At 70.9% G+C, this 19,102-nt stretch carries 20 protein-coding genes, 1 tRNA gene and 1 riboswitch; of the genes, 11 read left to right on the plus strand and 10 right to left on the minus strand.

What is annotated here, in order from left to right:
- Positions 1–214 precede the first annotated feature (214 nt).
- Entirely contained in the window at positions 215–640 is a 426-nt protein-coding gene (locus AB0D93_RS36275) for an Hsp20/alpha crystallin family protein (protein ID WP_362129236.1), read from the minus strand.
- Between the two features lie 166 nt (positions 641–806).
- On the opposite strand from AB0D93_RS36275, the gene AB0D93_RS36280 reads away from it, so the two are divergent.
- The gene (locus AB0D93_RS36280) at positions 807–1,109 is read left to right on the plus strand and encodes a hypothetical protein (protein ID WP_362129239.1); all 303 of its coding nucleotides are present in this window, start codon (positions 807–809) and stop codon (positions 1,107–1,109) included.
- A 45-nt stretch (positions 1,110–1,154) separates the two neighbouring features.
- On the opposite strand, the gene AB0D93_RS36285 is transcribed toward AB0D93_RS36280, so the two are convergent.
- Positions 1,155–2,111 (minus strand): helix-turn-helix domain-containing protein, encoded by a 957-nt coding sequence (locus AB0D93_RS36285; protein WP_362129242.1) that lies wholly within the window; start codon positions 2,109–2,111, stop codon positions 1,155–1,157.
- A gap of 196 nt (positions 2,112–2,307) precedes the next feature.
- Between AB0D93_RS36285 and AB0D93_RS36290 the strand changes: the two genes are divergently transcribed.
- On the plus strand, positions 2,308–2,751 hold the full coding sequence (locus AB0D93_RS36290; RefSeq protein ID WP_362129245.1) for a hypothetical protein: 444 nt from the start codon (positions 2,308–2,310) through the stop codon (positions 2,749–2,751).
- A gap of 4 nt (positions 2,752–2,755) precedes the next feature.
- Here the strand turns inward: AB0D93_RS36290 and AB0D93_RS36295 are convergent, their stop codons facing one another.
- Together AB0D93_RS36295 and AB0D93_RS36300 are read right to left on the minus strand one after the other, a co-directional pair.
- Positions 2,756–4,315 (minus strand): MFS transporter, encoded by a 1,560-nt coding sequence (locus AB0D93_RS36295; protein ID WP_362129248.1) that lies wholly within the window; start codon positions 4,313–4,315, stop codon positions 2,756–2,758.
- Positions 4,316–4,387: 72 nt separating this feature from the next.
- Complete coding sequence (locus AB0D93_RS36300; RefSeq protein ID WP_362129252.1) at positions 4,388–5,704, minus strand: DUF445 domain-containing protein; 1,317 nt, start codon at positions 5,702–5,704, stop codon at positions 4,388–4,390.
- Positions 5,705–5,912: 208 nt separating this feature from the next.
- Between AB0D93_RS36300 and AB0D93_RS36305 the strand changes: the two genes are divergently transcribed.
- Positions 5,913–7,247, plus strand: a complete 1,335-nt coding sequence (locus AB0D93_RS36305; protein WP_362129255.1) for an SGNH/GDSL hydrolase family protein — start codon at positions 5,913–5,915, stop codon at positions 7,245–7,247.
- 49 nt (positions 7,248–7,296) lie between these two features.
- Positions 7,297–7,899 (plus strand): RdgB/HAM1 family non-canonical purine NTP pyrophosphatase, encoded by a 603-nt coding sequence (rdgB, locus tag AB0D93_RS36310; protein ID WP_362129258.1) that lies wholly within the window; start codon positions 7,297–7,299, stop codon positions 7,897–7,899.
- Positions 7,900–7,940: 41 nt separating this feature from the next.
- Here rdgB and AB0D93_RS36315 read toward each other — a convergent pair.
- The 4 genes from AB0D93_RS36315 to bcp all read right to left on the minus strand — a co-directional run bounded on the left by AB0D93_RS36315 (position 7,941) and on the right by bcp (position 9,984).
- Positions 7,941–8,025, minus strand: a tRNA-Leu gene (locus AB0D93_RS36315).
- A gap of 14 nt (positions 8,026–8,039) precedes the next feature.
- Complete coding sequence (locus tag AB0D93_RS36320; protein ID WP_362129261.1) at positions 8,040–8,729, minus strand: HNH endonuclease; 690 nt, start codon at positions 8,727–8,729, stop codon at positions 8,040–8,042.
- On the minus strand, positions 8,726–9,379 hold the full coding sequence (locus AB0D93_RS36325; RefSeq protein ID WP_362129264.1) for an HNH endonuclease: 654 nt from the start codon (positions 9,377–9,379) through the stop codon (positions 8,726–8,728). Before AB0D93_RS36325 ends, AB0D93_RS36320 begins: the two co-directional genes overlap by 4 nt.
- A 137-nt stretch (positions 9,380–9,516) precedes the next feature.
- Entirely contained in the window at positions 9,517–9,984 is a 468-nt protein-coding gene (bcp, locus tag AB0D93_RS36330; RefSeq protein ID WP_362129267.1) for a thioredoxin-dependent thiol peroxidase, read from the minus strand.
- A gap of 93 nt (positions 9,985–10,077) precedes the next feature.
- Here bcp and AB0D93_RS36335 point away from each other — a divergent pair, with 93 nt between their 5' ends.
- The 3 genes from AB0D93_RS36335 (at position 10,078) to AB0D93_RS36345 (ending at position 11,288) form a co-directional block, all read left to right on the plus strand.
- Entirely contained in the window at positions 10,078–10,407 is a 330-nt protein-coding gene (locus AB0D93_RS36335; protein WP_362129270.1) for a DUF3618 domain-containing protein, read from the plus strand.
- A 43-nt stretch (positions 10,408–10,450) separates the two neighbouring features.
- Positions 10,451–10,810, plus strand: coding sequence for a co-chaperone GroES (locus AB0D93_RS36340; protein WP_362129273.1), 360 nt, complete (start codon positions 10,451–10,453; stop codon positions 10,808–10,810).
- A gap of 46 nt (positions 10,811–10,856) precedes the next feature.
- A riboswitch (guanidine-III (ykkC-III) riboswitch) is annotated at positions 10,857–10,930 on the plus strand.
- Positions 10,931–10,967: 37 nt separating this feature from the next.
- Positions 10,968–11,288 carry a multidrug efflux SMR transporter gene (locus AB0D93_RS36345; RefSeq protein ID WP_362129277.1) on the plus strand — a complete coding sequence of 107 codons (321 nt, stop codon included), beginning with the start codon at positions 10,968–10,970 and terminating at the stop codon, positions 11,286–11,288.
- Between the two features lie 26 nt (positions 11,289–11,314).
- Here the strand turns inward: AB0D93_RS36345 and AB0D93_RS36350 are convergent, their stop codons facing one another.
- On the minus strand, positions 11,315–14,050 hold the full coding sequence (locus AB0D93_RS36350) for a transglycosylase domain-containing protein (RefSeq protein WP_362129279.1): 2,736 nt from the start codon (positions 14,048–14,050) through the stop codon (positions 11,315–11,317).
- Between the two features lie 1,158 nt (positions 14,051–15,208).
- On the opposite strand from AB0D93_RS36350, the gene AB0D93_RS36355 reads away from it, so the two are divergent.
- The 4 genes from AB0D93_RS36355 to AB0D93_RS36370 are packed head-to-tail and all read left to right on the plus strand — an operon-like array spanning position 15,209 to position 18,572.
- Complete coding sequence (locus tag AB0D93_RS36355; RefSeq protein WP_362129282.1) at positions 15,209–16,009, plus strand: ABC-2 family transporter protein; 801 nt, start codon at positions 15,209–15,211, stop codon at positions 16,007–16,009.
- Positions 16,002–16,847, plus strand: coding sequence for an ABC transporter permease (locus tag AB0D93_RS36360; RefSeq protein WP_362129286.1), 846 nt, complete (start codon positions 16,002–16,004; stop codon positions 16,845–16,847). The genes AB0D93_RS36355 and AB0D93_RS36360 overlap by 8 nt, the downstream gene beginning before the upstream one ends.
- A 3-nt stretch (positions 16,848–16,850) precedes the next feature.
- Entirely contained in the window at positions 16,851–17,819 is a 969-nt protein-coding gene (locus AB0D93_RS36365) for an ABC transporter ATP-binding protein (RefSeq protein WP_362129289.1), read from the plus strand.
- A gap of 9 nt (positions 17,820–17,828) precedes the next feature.
- The gene (locus tag AB0D93_RS36370; RefSeq protein ID WP_362129292.1) at positions 17,829–18,572 is read left to right on the plus strand and encodes a DUF1707 domain-containing protein; all 744 of its coding nucleotides are present in this window, start codon (positions 17,829–17,831) and stop codon (positions 18,570–18,572) included.
- Between the two features lie 17 nt (positions 18,573–18,589).
- Here AB0D93_RS36370 and AB0D93_RS36375 read toward each other — a convergent pair whose 3' ends face one another.
- On the minus strand, positions 18,590–18,982 hold the full coding sequence (locus AB0D93_RS36375) for a hypothetical protein (RefSeq protein ID WP_362129295.1): 393 nt from the start codon (positions 18,980–18,982) through the stop codon (positions 18,590–18,592).
- Positions 18,983–19,102: the final 120 nt, after the last annotated feature.

Genomic DNA, 19,102 nt, shown 5'->3' on the forward strand with positions numbered 1-19,102 from the left:
CCTCCGGGGCGCTCCATGCGGCACTTCGGCACTTCGGGGCACCGGCAACCCGGTACCCCGTCATGCGGTGCTCACGGGAGGGAGTTCGTCAAGGTGTCGTGATGCGTGGCAAGGGAGGGACGTGGTCCGGGCCGGCCGTACACGGGCGGTCGCGTCCCGGGTCCGCTCGGGGCCCGGGGCGCGTGGTTTCGCCGGCCGGTCGGCAAGGGGGCCGTCAGGTGCTGAGCTGCTTGCGGCCGCCGTCGCCGCCCGCGATCTGGATGCGTCGCGGCTTGGCCTGCTCGGCCACCGGGATGCGCAGGGTCAGGACGCCGGCCTCGTACGACGCGTCGATGCGCTCCGTGTCGAGGGTGTCGCCGAGGAACAGCTGGCGGGTGAAGGTGCCCGTGGGGCGCTCCGCCACCACCATCTCCGCGCCCTCGGGGGCCGGGTTCCCGCGCTCGGCGCGGACGTTGAGGACGTTGCGCTCGACGTCCAGCTCGATCGTTTCGGGGTCGACGCCGGGCAGGTCGAAGCGGACCAGGAAGTCGTCCCCCGCGCGGTAGGCGTCCATCGGCATCGCGGCCGGGCGCGTGGTGTCTCCGAAGAGCTGCTGCGTGAGGCGGTCGAGTTCACGGAAGGGATCCGTTCGCATGAGCATCACAGGTCACTCCTCTCCTCAGGGGCTGGAATGCGATGCCCTACGGCTCTTATATAACTCGCCGCTGGAAAGTTGACAAGTGTCGACTCAGGTAAGGCGAGCCCGGCAGCCGGGCGTTAGCCTCGGCCGTGGACAAAAGGAAAAAGCAGTGAAAGAGGAGGCTGTCGTGGCCAGGGTTCCCAGTGCAGTTGTTGCCGCCACCGGGCTCGTCGGCGGGTACGGCGTGGCCCGTTGGACCAAGAAGCGGCAGCTGGGCGGGGCCGTGCTGGGTGTCGCCGGGGTCGCCGCCGCTCAGCAGTGGCGCAAGCAGGCCGGGGGGAAGGCCGCGGGCGCGTTGAGCGCCGCGTACCTCGCCGCCTTCGCCGGGTCCCACCCGCTCGCCAAGAAGGTCGGCGCCTGGCCGTCCGTACTCGGTGTCGCCGGGGCCGTCGCCCTCGCCTCCTGGGCCGTCGCCGACCGCAAGGCCTAGAGACGCGAACAGGCCGGGTGATCACAGACGAGGACCGCCAAGCCGTCACCGCACCGTCTCCCCCGCCCTGAACGCCCTCCGATAGGCCTGTGGACTCGTGCCCACCACTCTTCGGAAGCGCTCCCGGAACGCCGTGGGGGAACCGAAACCGGTCTGCGCCGCGACGCGTTCCACGGGGTACGGCGTCGTCTCCAGCAGGTACTGGGCCCGCCGTACCCGGGCCCGGTGCAGCCACTGCAGGGGCGTCGTGCCGGTCTGTTCGCGGAAGCGGCGGTTGAGGGTGCGGGTGCTCATGCCGGCCTGGGCCGCGATCTCGTCCACCGTCATGTCGCGGTCGCAGTGGTCCTCCAGCCAGTGCAGCAGGGGCTCCAGCGTCGCGCCCGAGGGCGCCGGGGGCAGGTCGTGGACGATGAACTGGGCCTGGCCGCCCTCCCGTTCCAACGGCATGACGGACATGCGGGCCGCGTGCGCGGCCACCGCCGAGCCGAAGTCCTTGCGGATCATGTGCAGGCACATGTCCAGCGCCGCGGCCGCGCCCGCCGACGTCAGGAACTGGCCGTTGTCGACGTAGAGGACGTTCGGGTCCACCGTCACCCTCGGGTACCTCGCCGCCAGCTCCCCCGCCGCGCGCCAGTGTGTGGTCGCGCGCAGGCCGTCCAGGAGGCCGGTCGCCGCGAGGAGGAACGCCCCTACGCAGATCGAGGCGATCCGGGTGCCGTTGCGCGCCGCCGCCCGCAGCGCCTCCGCGACCCCCGGCGGCAGCTCCTCGGGCGGGTCGGCCACCCCCGGCAGGATGATCGTGTCCGCCTCCGCGAGCGCCTGAAGGCCGTACGGCGCCCGCACCGTGAACGCGCCCGCGCTCACCTCCTCCCGCACCGAGCACACCCGCACCCGGTACGGCTCCCGGCCGTCGGGCAGCCGCGCCCAGCCGAAGGTGTCGACGGGGGCGGAGAGGTCGAACGGGATGACGCCGTCCAGCGCCAGTACGGCAACCGTGTGCATGGCGGGATCATAGGCCTACGACGGATTGCCGCCAGCGACACCCCGTAGGGGTGCTGCGGACCCTGTCAGGGGTACTGCGGCACCCAGTCAGGGGTGTTCGCAGCTCACACCGGTGGTCCATCGACCGGCGGGAATCCGTCGGATACTGGCAGTCCCGCCACTTCCGCAAGATCCTTCCGGCTCCTACCGTCACCGGGTGACCAAGTTCCTCCTCGCCGTCCACGTCCTCGCCGCCATCGTCGCCGTGGGGCCCGTGACCGTCGCGGCCAGCATGTTCCCGCCCGTCGCACGCCGCGCCCTCGCCGCACCCGGCGCGCCCGGCGCCACCGGAACCCTGGCCGTGCTGCACAAGATCTGCCGGGTCTACGCCCTCGTCGGCGTCGTCGTACCGGTCTTCGGGTTCGCCACCGCCGGCCAGCTGGGGGTGCTCGGCAGCGGGTGGCTGCTCGCGTCCATCGTGCTGACCGCCCTCGCCGCCGCCGTCCTCGCCGTACTCGTGCTTCCCGCCCAGCACGCGCTGGTGGAGGGCCGGGACGCGAACCCCGCGCGGCTCGCCATGTTCACCGGGGTGTTCAACCTGCTGTGGGCCACCGTGACCGTCCTCATGATCGTGCGGCCCGGCTCCACCACCGGGGCCTGACGCCCTACGGCGTGCTCGGCGCCGGCGGTACCGACGGACCCTGCGTGCCCGGCGCGCCCTCCGTGGCCGCCCTGGCCCGTGCCGCCACCGCCGTCAGCGGGCGGGCGACGTCCTCCAGGGAGCGGCGCTCGGCCCGTACCGCCAGGAAGGCCGCGACCAGACCCGCCGCGCACATCAGGGCCGCGCCGATCGAGAACGCCAGCACCGTGTCGCCGACCTTCCCCGTGCCCGTGAGGTCGGCGAACAGCAACGGGCCGCTGATGCCGCCGGCCGCCGTGCCCAGGGCGTAGAAGAAGGCGATGGACATCGCCCGCGTCTCCATCGGGAAGATCTCGGAAACCGTCAGGTACGCGCTGGAGGCGCCCGCCGAGGCGAAGAACAGCACCGCGCACCAGCACGCCGTCAGCGTGCCCGCGCCGAGTACGCCCCGGTCGAACAGCCACGCCGTGCCGAACAGCAGCAGACCCGAGAGCAGATACGTCGAGGAGATCATCACCCGGCGGCCGACAGTGTCGAAGAGCTTGCCCAGCAGCAGCGGGCCGCAGAAGTTGCCGACCGCGATCACCGCGAAGTAGTAGCCCGTGCGGTCCGCGGGCACGCCGAAGAACTTGGTGAGGATCGCGCCGAAACCGAAGGTGATCGCGTTGTACAGGAACGCCTGGCCGATGAAGAGGGAGAAGCCGAGCACCGCCCGGCGCCGGTAACGGCCGAAGACCGTGCGGGCGATCTCCATGAACGTCACACTCTCGCGCTGGCGGATCTCCAGCTCGCCCCGCGGCTCGGGCAGCGCCACGTCCTTCTCGTCACGCACCCGGCGCTCGATCCCGCGGACGATCTCCTCCGCCTCCCGGTCCCTGCCGTGGATCAGCAGCCAGCGGGGGCTCTCCGGGACGTGCCGCCGTACCAGCAGGATGACCAGGGCGAGGACGGCACCGAGGGCGAAGGTCAGACGCCAGCCGACGTCCTTCGGCAACAGGCTCGTGTTGAGGGCCACGATCGACAGCAAGGAGCCCCCGACCGCGCCCAGCCAGAAGCTGCCGTTGATGATCAGATCGACCCGGCCGCGGTAGTGCGCCGGGATCAGCTCGTCGATCGCGGAGTTGATCGCCGCGTACTCACCGCCGATACCGAAACCGGTCAGGAAACGGAACAGGAAGAACCACCAGGCCTCCCAGGACACCGCCGTCAGGGCCGTCGCTGCCAGATACACCGCCAGGGTGATCATGAAGAGCTTCTTGCGGCCGAAACGGTCGGTCAGACGGCCCCAGAACAAGGCACCCGAACAGGCACCCGCCACGTACAGCGCGGCGGCCATGCCGGTGATCTGGCCCGAGGTGATCGACAACCCGCTGCCCGGTTCGGCCAGGCGGCCCGCGATGTTGCCGACGACCGTGACCTCCAGGCCGTCCAGGATCCACACGGTGCCCAGGCCGATCACGATCGTCCAGTGCCAGCGGGACCACGGCAGACGGTCCAGCCGGGCGGGAATGTCAGTGGTGATGGTCCGGCCCGTCTCCGCGGGCCCGGCGGATTCCGGTGACGGCGGCTGCTGCGCTGCGGCCATGGCTCCCTCCTCGCCGAGGACGTCCCCCTGACCGGAGGGGGACGGCAGAACGGGTGCCCGCCCTCCCCGGTTTCAGGCGCCGAGCGTCCGGGTCACCGCGTAGATCAGCAGCCCCGCCAGTGATCCCACCACCGTGCCATTGATCCGGATGAACTGCAGGTCGCGGCCGATGTGAGCCTCGATCTTCCGGGTGGTGTGCTCGGCGTCCCAGCTCGCCACGGTGTCCGTGATCAACGAGGTGATCTCCTTGCGGTACGTCGTCACCACGTGCACCGCCGCGCCCTCGACCCAGCTGTCGACCTTCTCCTGCACCTTCGGCTCGGTCGCCATCCGCGTCCCCAACGACAGCAACGCGGCCCGCACCCGCAGCCGCAGCTCACTGCGCTCGTCCTCCGCCGCGGCCACGATCATGGACCGCACCGCCGTCCACGCGGACGCGATCAGCTCCTGCACCTCGCCCCGGCCCAGCACCTCACCCTTGAGCCGCTCCACCCGCGCCCGGGTCTCCGTGTCCGACTGCAGGTCGGAGGCGAAGTCCGTGAGGAAACGGTCCAACGCACCGCGCGCCGGATGAGACGGCATGTCCCGCATCTCGGTGACGAACCGCAGCAACTCCTTGTAGACCCGCTCACCGACCTTGCGGTCCACGAACCTCGGGGTCCAGCCGGGCGCACCACCCTCCACCGCCACCATCACGTCGTCACGATGCAGCACCAGCCAGTCGTGCGCACGGGCCACCACCAGATCCACCGCCCGCCGGTGCCCACCGTCGCCCACGACCCTCTCCAGCATCTTGCCGATACCCGGCGCGATCTCCTGCGCGTTGGCCCGCCGCGTGATCGCCTCCCCGACGACCGCCTGCACATCCGAGTCCCGCAACACGGTCAGCGCACCGCGCAACGCCGTCGCCAGCTCCGCCGTCACCCGGTCCGCGTGCTCCGGATCAGCCAGCCAGACCCCCAGCCGGCTCCCGATACCGACCGCGTGCAACCGCTGCCGCACGACGTCCCGGGAAAGGAAGTTCTCACCGACGAACTCGCCCAGCGAAATACCCAGCTGGTCCTTCTTGGTCGGGATGATCGCGGTATGCGGGATCGGCAGCCCCAGCGGATGCCGGAAGAGCGCGGTCACGGCGAACCAGTCTGCGAGAGCGCCCACCATGCCCGCCTCGGCGGCCGCGGCGACATAGTCGGCCCAGGCCCCGGCGCCCGCCTGCGAGGCGAGCTTGGCCAGGACGTAGACCACCGCCACGAACAGCAGCATGCTCGTCGCCGTGAGCTTCATGCGCCGCACCCCGCGCCGGCGCTCCTCGTCGGCCGGGGTGAAGGCCGTCATCGACTTGTACGACACACCCCGCGCCGGCGCTGCTTCCGTCTCGGTCGGTTCCATCAGCTCCACCCGTTCGGTGCTCCCGCGGTGATCCCGCACACAATTGTCCCTTCCTGACCGACTCCCGGAACGGAACAAGAGTTCCCGGCGTCTGTCTGAGAGGGGGTATTGGGCAGGGTCCTGACAGCTCTCCCCGGCCCATGACGCATCATGGGCTCACCAAGATCGGAGCCTCGGGGCTCCCATCCCCGAGGAGAACAACACAAGCGTGACCAAGCGTCATGGTTATGCGGTACTGAGCGCGCTCATCGCGCTCGTCATGGCCGTGTCCGCCGCCATCTACCTCACCGTGGCGGCCCACGACGGCACCTCGCTCGGTGCCCTCACCGACGACCACCCCCATCACGGCTCCTCCGTCGCCCCAGCCTCAGCCGGCACCTGGGTCGGCGCCTGGTCCGCCTCCCCGGTGGGCGGCGAGCCCGGCACCGAGACACAGGGCCTCGCGGGCCACTCCGTACGCAACGTCGTACACACCAGCACCGGCGGTACGAGTGCCCGCATCACCCTGTCCAACCTCTACGGCCAAGCCCCGCTCACCATCACACACGCCTCGATCGCACTCTCCGCCGGCGACGGCACCGCCGCGGCCGACCCGGAGTCAATGCGCCGCCTCACCTTCAACGGCTCCACCGACGTGGTCGTCCCCGCCGGCGAACAAGTCCTCAGCGACGCCGTACGCCTCGCCGTCCCGCACGACAGCGACATCCTCGTCACCACCTACTCCCCCACACCCTCCGGCCCGGTCACCTACCACCCCCACGCCCGGCAGATCTCCTACGTGGCCACGGGTGACCGCACCGAGGACGCCACCGGCATGCCATACACCGAACAAACCCCGTACTGGCGCTACTTGACGTCCCTCGACATCCTCAGCAACGAGGCCGACGGCACCGTCGTCGTCTTCGGCGACTCCATCACCGACGGCATAACCTCCACCACCGGCGCCAACCACCGCTGGCCCGACATCCTCGCCGGCCGACTGCGCACCGCGGTCGAAGGCGGACAGCAGGTCCCGCGCTACAGCGTCGTGAACGAGGGCATCAGCGGCAACCAGGTACTCGCCGACGGACTCGGCCGACCCGCCGAGAACCAGAGCGGCCTCGGCCGCTTCGACCGGGACGCACTCACCCACCCGAGCGTCAAGGTCGTCGTCATCGACCTCGGCGTCAACGACATCCTGCGCAACCCCCGCCTCCCCGACCCCGACAAGATCCTCACCGGCCTGCGCACCCTCGTCCGCGACGCCCACGCCCACGGCCTCAAGACCGTCGGCGCCACCCTGATGCCCTTCCAGGGCCACCGCGGCTGGACACCGGCCCGCGAGGCGGTACGCCAACAGATCAACGCACAGATCCGGGCAGGCCGCGTGTACGACGCCGTCGTCGACTTCGACAAGGCCCTGCGCGACCCCTACGCCCCACGCCGCCTGCGCCCCGACTACGACTCCGGCGACCACCTGCACCCCAGCGACCTGGGCTTCGGCAAAATGGCCCAGATCTTCGACCTGAGCACACTCAAGGGCGCGGGCCAGGCGGAACTGTAGACACGGGGCAGGCACGGCGCTAAGCACACGGCGAGGAATACTGGCGGACATGACCCGCTTGATCCTCGCCACCCGCAACGCCGGAAAGATCACCGAGCTGAGGGCCATCCTGGCCGACGCCGGCCTCCCCCACGAGCTGATCGGCGCCGACGCCTACCCCGACATCCCCGACGTCAAGGAAACGGGCGTCACCTTCGCCGAGAACGCCCTACTGAAGGCCCACGCCCTCGCCCAGGCCACCGGCCTGCCCGCGGTCGCCGACGACTCGGGACTCTGCGTCGACGTCCTGAACGGCGCCCCCGGCATCTTCTCCGCCCGCTGGGCCGGCCGCCACGGCGACGACAAGGCCAACCTCGACCTCCTGCTGGCCCAGCTCGCCGACATCGCGGAGGAACACCGCGGCGCCCACTTCGCGTGCGCGGCGGCCCTGGCATTGCCGGACGGGCGCGAGCGGGTGGTCGAGGGCCAGCTCCGGGGCGTCCTCCGGCACGCGCCCGCCGGCACCAACGGCTTCGGCTACGACCCGGTCCTCCAGCCGGACGGCGAGACGCGCACCTGCGCCGAGCTGAGCCCCGAGGAGAAGAACGCGATCAGCCACCGGGGGAAGGCGTTCCGGGCGCTGGTGCCGGTGGTACGGGAGCTGTTGGGCTGAGGGTGGAGGAGGGGCCGCCCAGCTGGGCGGCCCCTCACAGGTGCGGCCGGTGGGACTCGAACCCACACGGGATTTCTCCCACGGGCACCTAAAACCCGCGCGTATCGCCTATTTCGCCACGACCGCCCCAAAACGGACAATTAGCTTGCAGGCCGTTTTGCCTCGCCCAGTGTACGGGGCTGCGCCTTTCGCCGTCCGCCCCCTCGGCACCAGGTGCTCGTGGTCGCGTGGCAGTTGGGGCACAGCAACCGGAGATTCTCGCGCCGGTCGTCGCTCCAGTCGCCGTTGATGTGATCGACCTCCAGTGTCATCGGCTGCCCGAGCCACTCCGGCCCGACACCGCACTCGGCGCACTCCTCCGGAACGCCCAGCTCGCGGAGCGCACGGCGCAGCAGATGGGTTCGCGTCCGGCGTCGGCCGTCGTGCTTGACCAGGACGTCCTCGGGGCGCTTGGCGCGCACGTGCGTCTTGCCTCGCTGGTGCGCCTGACCGAGAAAGTGCACCGTCGACAGGCCTTCCTCGACGACCCACTCGCGCAGCAGTGCGCGCTGGGTGCCCGTGTCCGGGCGCCCGAGGCGGCGTAGCGTCCCTGCGATGGAGAGCGACTCGGCGACCGCCGCACGCAGCTCCTCGCGCGCGGGGCGGCCGGGCCTGCCCGAGTCGGAGAAGTGCGAGACGTCGATCCCGTAGTGCGCGAATCGCCGCACAAGGTAGCGCCGAAGCTTGCCGTAGGGGCGAGTACCGAAGAAGGCGATGACCTCGTCCAGGCTCGCACACCGCTCGGCGGCCTCGGCCAACCGCTCACGCGTGTACTGCACGCCGCTGCTCATACGGCGCCGCCTCGACGACGGCCCTTGCCGCGCCCTCGGTAATTGTCCGTGGTCGAGTGGCAGTTGGGGCAGAGGAACCGAAGGTTCTCGATGCGGTTGTCACACCAGTTGCCGTCGATGTGATCGACCTCCAGCGGCAGCGGGCGGCCCCGCCACACCGGCTCCGTGCCGCACCGCGCACAGCGCTCCGGCATGCCGACGGACGTCATCGCCCACTTGAGCCGGTCACTCGGGATGCGCCGGGCCTGGCCGACCGCCTGCTCGATGAGCAGGGCCTCCGGTGTTCGGGCGCGCCAGGGCTTCCCTCGCTGCGTCGGCAGTTGGAAGTGCGACGTATCGATCCCGTACGCCTTGATCCTGCGGCTGATGTGCGTGTGGTGGCCGCCGACTACCTCCAGGCCGAGACGGCGCAGCACCTCGCACATGTTCGTGGAGGCAGCCACGGCCCGTTCAAGCACCTCGCGCGTCCACTTCACCCCCTCCCGCTCGAAGTGGGAGACATCCACCCCGAGCTTCTTCATCCGCTCCCAGACATACCGCCGCGTCGAACTCCTCGGATCCACCCCCAACGCCTCCAACGCCTCCAACAACGTCCGCGCCCCACGAGCCGCCTCCTCCAGCCGCTCCTTGGTGTATGCACTGGCCCCCATCAGAGCCCCTCCGTTCCGGGCGTGCGTTCGCAGCCCGTACGGAGTAACGAACCGGTTATCGGACAGTCACGCACGGAAAAGAGAAAACGGCCCGCACCAGTCATCCCGGTGCGGGCCGTCGGCAGCGGATACGGGCCTCAGATGGCCAGATCCTTGATGATCTTGGCCACGTGGCCGGTGGCGCGGACGTTGTAGAGGGCCTTTTCCACCTTGCCCTCCTCGTCCACGACGATCGTGGAGCGGATGACGCCCATGTACGTCTTGCCGTAGTTCTTCTTCTCGCCGTAGGCGCCGTAGGCCTCGGTGACCTTCTTCTCCGGGTCGGCCAGCAACGTGACCCTCAGGGACTCCTTCTCGCGGAACTTCGCCAGCTTCTCCGGGGCGTCGGGGCTGATGCCGATGACGTCGTAGCCCGCGCCGGCCAGGAGGTCCAGGTTGTCCGTGAAGTCGCAGGCCTGCTTGGTGCAGCCGGGGGTCAGGGCGGCCGGGTAGAAGTAGACGATGACCTTGCGTCCCTTGTGGGAGGCAAGGGACACCTCGGTGCCGTCGGCATCCGGGAGGGTGAAGGCGGGGGCCACGTCCCCCGGCTGGAGTCGCTCGCTCATCGGGCCAGCGTAACCGGGGGGCCTTGCGGTGCGGTGCGGTGCGGAGCTGACAAACTGTTCGGAACAGCATCAGGAGAGTTCGGAGGCCGTACGGTGGCGGAGACGTCGGACACGAGAACCCCGGCGCAGATCGAGGCGGACATCAAGCGCCGCCGAGAGGTGCTGGCCGAGACGCTCGACGAGATCGGGGTGCGGGTGCATCCGCAGACGATCATCGGGGATGCGAAGGCCAAGGTCGTCGCCAATGTCGACCGCACGGTGGGCCGGGCGTACGTGCAGGTCAACCGGGTGGTGAGTGAGGTGCGGGCGCAGTTCGTCGACGCGGAGGGCGGGCTGCGGCTGGAGCGGGTCGTGCCGGTCGCGGTGCTCGCCGTCGGGGTCGTCGGGCTGCTCACCGTGGGCTCCCGGCGGCGCAAGGGCTGACCCGGGCGCGTACGGGCGGGTCGAGGACAGGTAGGTTCGAGGCGTGAGCGCCAAGAGAAACGAGCACAGCGGCCCCCAGCACGACAAGCTTCCCATCCGGATGCTGCACGACCGGGTTCTGGTCAAGCAGGAGACCGGTGAGGGCGAGCGGCGGTCGGGGGGCGGCATTCTGATTCCCGCCACGGCGGCGGTCGGCCGGCGGCTGGCCTGGGCCGAGGTCGTCGCGGTCGGGCAGAACGTGCGGACCGTGGAGCCGGGTGACCGGGTCCTGTTCGATCCGGAGGACCGGGCCGAGGTCGAGGTGCGGGGTGTGGCGTACGTGCTCATGCGCGAGCGGGACCTGCACGCCGTGGCCGCGGACCGCTTCGAGGGGTCGCAGGATTCCACGGGTCTGTACCTGTAGTTCGGCGGCGAAAGGGGCCGGTGACCGTCGTCACCGGCCCCTTTCGCGCTGCCTTTGCTATGTTCGGAAGGAAGCCCGACGAGACGCGCCGTACCGGGACGCAGGCAAGGACGACGCACCGGAAGAGGAGTCGTCGTCCGTCTCGGAGGTGTCCGTCGTGGCCTGGGTTCTGCTGATCGTCGCCGGTCTGCTCGAGGTGGGCTGGTCGGTCGGGATGAAGTACAGCGAGGGTTTCACCCGGCTGGTGCCCAGTGTGTTCACCGGTGCGGGGATCGTGGCCAGCATGGTCCTGCTGTCGTACGCCGCGAAGTCGCTGCCCATCGGTACCGCCTACGGCGTGTGGGTGGGCATCGGGGCGGCCGGGGCGGCGGTGCTCGGCATGGTGGTGCTCGGTGAGCCGGTCACCGCCGCCCGGATCTTCTTCGTGTGCCTGTTGCTGGTCGCCGTGGTGGGGCTGAAGGCGACCAGCGGTCACTGAGGCGTCATCGGGGTGTCGCCGTGGCGTCAGGCGAAGGGGTCGCCGCCTCCGGCGCCGGCGGCCGTGCCGGTCGTACCGCCGCCGCCGTCGGTGCCGCCGCCGGTGTTCGTGCCGCCGCCCGTCGGGTCACCGCCGGTGGTGTCGCCTCCGTTGGTGGTGCCTCCGCCGTCGGTCGTGCCGCCGCCGGTCGTGTTGCCGCCGGTGGTGGTGCCGCCGCCGGTCGTGGTGCCGCCGCCGTTGGTGCCGGTGCCGCCGGTGGTCGTCGGGCCGCCGGTGGTGGGGGTGCCGGTGGTGCCGCCGGCCGGGCTGTTGGTCGGGCCGCCGCCGGTCGGGCTCTGGGTCGCACTGCCGGTCTGGCCGCCGGTCGTGCCCGGCTGGGCGGGGCCGGTCGCGCTCGGCGGCTGCGGCTCCTCGGCGCCCTGTTCGAGCTGGAGGTCGAAGTCGGAGGACGGCGTGTGCTTGAGCGCGTCGTGCGTGTACTGGGCCCAGATCTGGGTGGGCGGACCGCCACCGTTCATCCGGGGCGCGCCGAGGGCGCCGTACAGCGGCATGTGTTTGGCCGTGACCGGGTCCTGGCCCATGACGGAGACCACGGTGGCCAGGTCGGGGGTGTAGCCGGCGAACCAGGCGGCGGTGTCGTTCTCGGCGGTACCGGTCTTGCCGGCCGCCGGGCGGTCCGCGGCCTGGGCGGCGGTGGCGGTGCCGTTGTCGACCACGCTCTGCAGGATCGAGGTGGTGGTGTCGGCGGCTTCCCGGCTGACGGCCTGCTTGACCTGCTGGTCGGGCAGTTTGACGTCCTCGGTGCCGTCCTTGGTGATCTTCTCGATCAGGCTGTACGTGCCATGCTTGCCGTGGTTGGCGATGGTGGCGTAGGACTCGGCCATGTCCAGGACGCTGGCGTTGGCGGTGCCGAGGGCCATGGACGGGGACGGGTACAGGTCCGGGGTGTCGGAGGGGATGCCGAGGTCGATCGCGGTCTGCTTGACCTTGGAGGGGCCTACGTCGGCGGCCATCTGCGCGTAGACGGAGTTCACCGACAGGTCCGTCGCCTTGGTGACGGTGATCTGCCCGTACGACTTCTGGTCCTCGTTCTCCGGGCTGTACGGCGTGCCGCTCCAGCCTTCGACGAGGCGCTTGTTGGTGCCGTCGTACATGGTGTTCGGGGTGATGGTGCGGCCGTCCTGGGTGGTCGAGCCGTTCTGCACCGCCGAGGTGAAGACGAACGGCTTGAAGGTGGAGCCGACCTGGAAGTCACCGCGGGTCGCGCCGTTGGTGTACTGCTTCACGTAGTCGATGCCGCCGTACATCGCGACGACCTTGCCGGTCTTCGGGTCGACGGAGGCGCCACCGGCGCGGACGTAGCTGTCGACCTTGTTGTTCTTCTTGTCCAGCTTGGAGATCAGCTGGTCGTTCACCGCCTTGACGAAGGCGTTCTGCTTGCCCTTCTGGATGGTGGTGGTGATGCGGTAGCCGCGGGCCGCGAGCTGGTCGGAGTCGAGGATGTTGTGCGTGGTCAGGTAGTGGTTGACCGCGTTCACGATGTAGCCGCGCTGGCCGGACAGGCCGGTGGAGACGGTCTGCTCCTTGGGCATGGGGAACTTCATGCCGGCGCGCTTGGACGGGCTGAGCCAGCCCTTCTTGACCATGCCGTCCAGGACGTAGTTCCAGCGGGCGACGGCGGCGGCCTTGTTCTCGGGGTGGGCGACGACGTCGTACTCGCTGGGCGCGTTGACGAGCGCGGCGAGGTAGGCGGCGCGGGCCGGGTCCAGGTCCCGGGAGTCCACGCCGTAGTAGGCCTGGGCGGCGGCCTGGATGCCGTAGGCGTTGCGGCCGAAGTAGCTGGTGTTGAGGTAGCCCTCGAGGATCTCGTCCTTGGACTTCTGCCGGTCCAGCTTGATCGAGATGAAGAACTCCTTGGCCTTGCGGGTGACCGTCTGTTCCTGGGCCAGGTAGTAGTTCTTCACGTACTGCTGGGTGATGGTGGAGCCGGACTGCTTGCCCTTGCCGGTCGCGGTGTTCCAGGCGGCGCGCAGCATGGCCTTGGGGTCGATCGCCGACTCGGTGTAGAAGTCGCGGTCCTCGGCGGCCAGTACGGCGTGCTGGGCGTCCTTGGAGACCTGGGCGAGGGGTACGCTCTCGCGGTTGATGTCTCCGTCCCGGGCCAGCTCGGAGCCGTCGGCGTAGAGGTAGACGTTGCTCTGCTTGGTGGCGAGGGCGTTGGCCGGCGGGATGTTGACCAGCGAGTAGCCGAGGACGAAGAGGCCGACGAGCAGGAGGACGCCGACGACGAAGGTGCCGAGCACCATGCGCCAGGTGGGGATGATCCGCCGCCACCCGGTCCGCTTGGGCCGCTTGCTCTTGCCGTTGCCCGCGCCTGCGGCGGGGTTCTCCTCGGGACCGGTTTCGGGGTTGGCGTTGGCGCCGGGGCCGCGGGTGGCGGCGCCGACGGGGCCGGCCTGGGATGCCTGGCCGGCCGCGCTCGCGGCACCGGCGGCAGCTCCGGCGGCACCGGCCGGGCCGACCGTCCGGGCGGCGCGGCTCGGGCCGCCGCCCGGGCGTGCGGGGCGGGAGGCGGTGTCGGGGCCGGTCGTACGGGGGGTGCGGCCGGTGGCGTTCGCCGCGCCGGCGTCGCCCTGGTCGGGCGTCCGGGGTGCGTTGACGCGGCGGAGGATCTGGGTGGTCTCGGGTGCTCCCGTCTCACCGGCCGCCTTGCCGGACTGGTTCTCCTGGGACTCCCGGGGCGCCGTTACCCGCCGGAGCACCTGCGTGCTCTCGGCCGACGGCGCCTGCTCGGCCCCGGCCTGCGCCTTCCCGGAGCCGGAGGCCTGACCGGAGCCGGAGCCCTCAGCGGACCCCGGGCTTCCGCGCTTGCCGGCGGCACGGGAATCCCCCGCGCCAGGAGCCCCATCGGAGCCCGAAGTTCCACGGGAGCCGGAACCGGCACGGGAGCCCGAGCCGCCACGACCCACCGAACCGTCACCAGAGCCGGAACCCGCACGGGAGTCCGAGCCCTCAGGAGCCACCGAAGCCCCACCGGAGCCGGAACCCTCCCCGGAACCCGAGCCACCACGATTCGCCGAACCCCCACCGGAGCCCGAACCCGCACCGGAGCCAGCGCCCTCCCCGGAGCCCGAACCCACGCCAGAGGCCGACCCCACGCCGGAGGCCGACCCCACGCCGGAGCCCGAGCCCCCACCGGAGCCCGAGCCCCCACCGGAGCCCGAGCCCCCACTGGAGCCCGGAGCCCCACCGGACGCCGAGCCGCCACCGGAACCCGAAGCCCCACCGGACGCCGAGCCGCCACCAGAGCCCGAACCCCCACCGGACGCCGAACCCCCACCGGACGGTGAGTCGGTGTGGGGCGTCCGTGCAGTGGGCGGGGCGGGGGTCGGGCCGTCGGCCGGTGGGGTCGTCCCCTGTCGCTCCGGGCGGCCGTCGCGGGCGGCCTGGCGGGCTCGGGCCATGGACGCCGTGCGGTCGGCCCGGGACCCCTCGGGGTCACCCGTTCGTCCGAGTCCGCCCTGCTCGGGCGGTGTCGGCTGTGCTGTCGGCTTGGGCGGCTCGCCGGACTCCGCCCGGCCTGCCGGCGTGCCGGTCTCCTCGACCGTGCCGGGTGCCGTGTCGTCACGGCCCCCGGGCTCGCCGGGCCCTCCAGCCTGCAGCGGCTTTCTCGGCGGCACGCCTTCGTTCGGCTGCTGCGGCTGCGGCTCGTCGCTCATGTCGTGCACGGACTCCTGTTTCGCGTCGTACGTTCCCGTACGCCTCGTACGCTTCTGCGCCCCCGGTTTGAAGACTCTCGCACCTGGCGTTCCGTTCCCGGATCCGGGCACGCTTCGGCATCAAATTGCGTGGCCGACAGCCGGGCTCCGGGACTAGGCTCCTGCGCTTCGGTGTCGAGCGGTCCCGGGAGGTGGACTGGCGTGGGCGCGGGACGGTTGTACGTCGCCGTCGCGGCGGGGGGATTCAGACGGTACGCGACGTATCGGGCAGCCACTGCGGCAGGGGTGTTCACAAATACCGTATTTGGCCTCATTCTCGTCTATACCTATCGCGCCCTGTGGGACGAGCGTCCACACCTCGGCGGATGGGATCAGACGCAGGTCGTGACCTATGTGTGGCTGGGCCAGGCGTTCCTGTCGACGCTCGCGATCGGCGGCGGAGGCGTCGAGAACGAGTTGATGGAACGCATCCGTACGGGGGACGTGGCGATCGACCTGTACCGGCCCGCCGACCTGCAGCTGTGGTGGCTGGCGACGGACCTGGGGCGGGCCTTCTTCCAGTTGCTGGGCCGGGGCCTGGTCCCCTTCCTCTTCGGCGCCCTGTGCTTCCCGGTGTACCTGCCGACGGACGCGGGCACCTGGGTCGCCTTCTTCGTCGCCGTGCTGCTGGCGATGCTCGTCGGGTTCGGGATCCGGTACCTGGTGGCGCTCAGCGCGTTCTGGCTGCTGGACGGCCAGGGTGTGACGCAGATGGCCTGGCTCGCCGGCTTCTTCTGCTCCGGCATGCTGCTGCCGCTGAACGTCTTCCCGGGGGCGCTCGGCGAGGTCGTACGCGCCCTGCCCTGGTCCTCGCTGCTCCAGGCGCCGGCCCAGATCCTGCTGGGGCACGCCGACCCGCTGGGTACGTATGTGTTCCAGGCGGCGTGGGCGGTGGCGCTGCTGGGGGCCGGGCGGCTGGTGCAGTCGGCGGCGACGCGGCGGGTGGTGGTCCAGGGTGGCTGACGCGGGTGGGGCGGTCCGCCCCGACCGGGGCCGGGTGCGTGAGGGCGTGCGGGTCTATCTGATGATCGCCGGGATGTGGATCAGGTCCACCATGGCGTACCGGGCCTCGTTCCTGATGACCACGTTCGGCAGCTTCGCGACGACGTTCTTCGACTTCGTCGGGATCATGCTGATGTTCTCGCGGGTGGACGCCCTCGGCGGCTGGTCGCTGCCCGAAGTGGCCTTTCTCTACGGCCTGTCGGGTACGGCGTTCGGTCTCGCCGACCTGGTGATCGGGTCGATGGAGCGGCTGGGCCTGCGGGTGCGCGACGGCACGCTGGACACGCTGCTGGTTCGTCCGGCGCCGGTGCTGGCCCAGATGGCGGCCGACCGGTTCGCGCTCAGACGGCTGGGCCGGGTGACGCAGGGCCTGCTGGTGCTGGGCTGGTCGGTGACCCGGCTGGACGTCGACTGGACACTGCCGAAGCTGCTGCTGATGCCGGTGATGGTGGTGAGCGGCTGCGCGATCTTCTGCGCGGTGTTCGTGGCGGGGGCGGCCTTCCAGTTCCTGGCGCAGGACTCCTCGGAGGTGCAGAACGCCTTCACCTACGGCGGTACGACGCTGCTGCAGTATCCGCCGACGGTGTTCGCGAAGGAGCTGGTGCGCGGGGTGACCTTCGTGCTGCCGCTGGCCTTCGTCAACTGGCTGCCCGCGACCTATGTGCTGGGGCGGCCGTATCCGCTGGGGCTGCCGCGGTGGGCGGCGTTCGCACCGCCGCTGGTCGCGGTGGCGTGCTGTGCGCTGGCGGGGCTGGCCTGGCGGGCGGGACTTCGTTCGTACCGGAGTACAGGGAGCTGACAGATGCCGGACGGTGACTTCATCGTGCTGGAGTGCGTGGAGAAGGTCTTCGAGGTGCGCAAGAAGACCGGGTTCCTGAAACGGGAGCGGCGCGAGGTGCGGGCGGTGGACTCGCTCTCGTTCACCGTGGCGCGGGGCGAGATGGTCGGTTACATCGGTCCGAACGGTGCCGGGAAGTCGACCACGATCAAGATGCTGACCGGCATCCTGACGCCGAGCGCGGGGCGGCTGCGGGTGGCGGGCATCGATCCGGCGCGGGAGCGGCGGCGTCTCGCGCACCGGATCGGGGTGGTGTTCGGGCAGCGTACGACCCTGTGGTGGGACCTGCCGCTGATCGACTCCTACCGGCTCGCGCACCGCATGTACCGGATCCCGGACGCCCGTTACCGGGAGAACCTGGACCGGTGCGTCGAACTCCTGGAGCTGGGGGCCCTGTTGGACGTGCCGGTGCGGCAGCTGTCGCTGGGGCAGCGGATGCGCGGGGACATCGCGGCGGCTCTGCTGCACGACCCGGAGGTGCTGTACCTGGACGAGCCGACGATCGGTCTGGACGTGGTGTCGAAGGCCAAGGTGCGGGGTTTCCTGAGGGAGTTGAACGCGGAGCGGGGCACGACCGTGCTGCTGACCACGCACGACCTGCAGGACATCGAGCAGTTGTGCTCACGGGTGATGGTGATCGACCACGGGCGGCTGGTGTACGACGGTCCGCTCGCGGGGCTGCACGAGGCCGGGGAGAGCGAGCGGACGCTGGTGGTGGACCTGGAGCGGGAGTTGCCGCCGGTCGAGGTGCCCGCGGCGCGGGTGGTGCGGGTGGAGGGGCCGCGGCAGTGGCTGGCGTTCCCGGCGGGGCAGTCGGCGGCACCGCTCGTCGCGCATCTCGCGGCGGAGTATCCGCTGGTGGACCTGTCGGTGCGGGAGCCGGACATCGAGGCGGTCATCGCGAAGATGTACGCGGAGAAGGCGGTCTCGTAGGCTTCTGCCATGACCGACGACGCAAGTCCGGACCTCCGCGCGTCCGACGCCGACCGTGAGCGGGTCGCCGACGTCCTGCGGGACGCCCTGACCGAGGGCCGGCTCGACATGGAGGAGTTCGAGGAGCGGCTGGAGGCGGTGTACAAGGCCCGCACGTACGGCGAGCTGGCCCCGCTCACCCGCGACCTGCCGACGGCCGGTGCCGCGGCTCCGCCCGCTCCCGTGTCCTTCACCAAGGCGCCGGTGGACAGCGGGGGTTGGGCCGGCCGGATCGTCGGCGGGCCGGGGTCCTCGGCGGGCGCGGTCGCCGTCATGTCAGGGTTCCAGCGCAAGGGCCGCTGGACGGTGCCGAAGCAGTTCAACTGCTTCGCGTTCTGGGGTGGCGGCGAGATCGACCTGCGGGAGGCGGACTTCGCGGACCGCGAGGTCGAGATCAACTGCGTGGCGATCATGGGTGGTGTGCAGGTCGTCGTGCCGCCGGGCGTGGAGGTCGTGGTCCGCGGCATCGGCATCATGGGCGGCTTCGACCACCCCAGGGACGACGGCCCGCCCGAGCCGGGCGCTCCGCGGGTGGTCGTCGGTGGTCTCGCGTTCTGGGGCGGGGTGGACGTGACCCGCAAGATCACCCGGGCGGAACGGGAGCGTCTGCGCGAAGAGCGCCGGCAGGAGAGGCTGGAGCGCAGGGAGTCCCGGCACGAACTGCACCGGGCACGGCGCGAGGAGCGGGAGCGCCGTCGCGACCGGGAGTACTGAAGTGCCCCGGAGGGGGCCTACTTCGTGCACACCTTGGTCAGTTCGCCGGCCGCGTCGGTCACCGGGCTCACGTCGGGCGTCCTGTCCCCGTTCCTGATGGCCGTACGCACGTTGCCCACGGCCTTGTCGAGGTGGTCGACCGCCTTGTTGACGTCGGCGTTGTCGGTCTTGTCGCCGATCTTGTCGAGGTTCTTCTCGATGGCGTCCAGGGAGGCGTCCGCCTGGGTGGGATCGTTCGCGGCGTTCTCCACCGCCTGCTGCAGGCCGGTGACGCTGTCGGCGATGGAGTCGGCGGTCTGCACACAGTCCAGGGCCTTGTTCACGGCGTCGCAGCCTGTGGTGAGGCCGGTGGTGAGCGCGGCGAGCGCCACGGCGGCGACGGCGGTGAGACGGCGTCGGCTGACGGCCATGGTGGTGGTTCCCTCCCCTGGTAAGGCTGTGCCGTACCCCTAGGACGCCGAGGAGGGGCGGAATCCGTGCCGAGAACAGAACAGAATGGCGGCGGCCGATGACAGCGACCAGCAGGGCGG

The organism is Streptomyces sp. NPDC048191 (assembly GCF_040652655.1).
GTDB lineage: Bacteria > Actinomycetota > Actinomycetes > Streptomycetales > Streptomycetaceae > Streptomyces.

Excerpts from the sequence above, each read along its gene's own strand:
- AB0D93_RS36275 (WP_362129236.1), bottom strand. The coding sequence starts at position 640 with ATGCTCATGCGAACGGATCCCTTCCGTGAACTCGACCGCCTCACGCAG.
- AB0D93_RS36285 (WP_362129242.1), bottom strand. The coding sequence starts at position 2,111 with ATGCACACGGTTGCCGTACTGGCGCTGGACGGCGTCATCCCGTTCGAC.
- AB0D93_RS36295 (WP_362129248.1), bottom strand. The coding sequence starts at position 4,315 with ATGGCCGCAGCGCAGCAGCCGCCGTCACCGGAATCCGCCGGGCCCGCG.
- AB0D93_RS36300 (WP_362129252.1), bottom strand. The coding sequence starts at position 5,704 with ATGGAACCGACCGAGACGGAAGCAGCGCCGGCGCGGGGTGTGTCGTAC.
- rdgB (WP_362129258.1), top strand. The coding sequence starts at position 7,297 with ATGACCCGCTTGATCCTCGCCACCCGCAACGCCGGAAAGATCACCGAG.
- AB0D93_RS36320 (WP_362129261.1), bottom strand. The coding sequence starts at position 8,729 with ATGAGCAGCGGCGTGCAGTACACGCGTGAGCGGTTGGCCGAGGCCGCC.
- AB0D93_RS36325 (WP_362129264.1), bottom strand. The coding sequence starts at position 9,379 with ATGGGGGCCAGTGCATACACCAAGGAGCGGCTGGAGGAGGCGGCTCGT.
- bcp (WP_362129267.1), bottom strand. The coding sequence starts at position 9,984 with ATGAGCGAGCGACTCCAGCCGGGGGACGTGGCCCCCGCCTTCACCCTC.
- AB0D93_RS36365 (WP_362129289.1), top strand. The coding sequence starts at position 16,851 with ATGCCGGACGGTGACTTCATCGTGCTGGAGTGCGTGGAGAAGGTCTTC.
- AB0D93_RS36370 (WP_362129292.1), top strand. The coding sequence starts at position 17,829 with ATGACCGACGACGCAAGTCCGGACCTCCGCGCGTCCGACGCCGACCGT.
- AB0D93_RS36375 (WP_362129295.1), bottom strand. The coding sequence starts at position 18,982 with ATGGCCGTCAGCCGACGCCGTCTCACCGCCGTCGCCGCCGTGGCGCTC.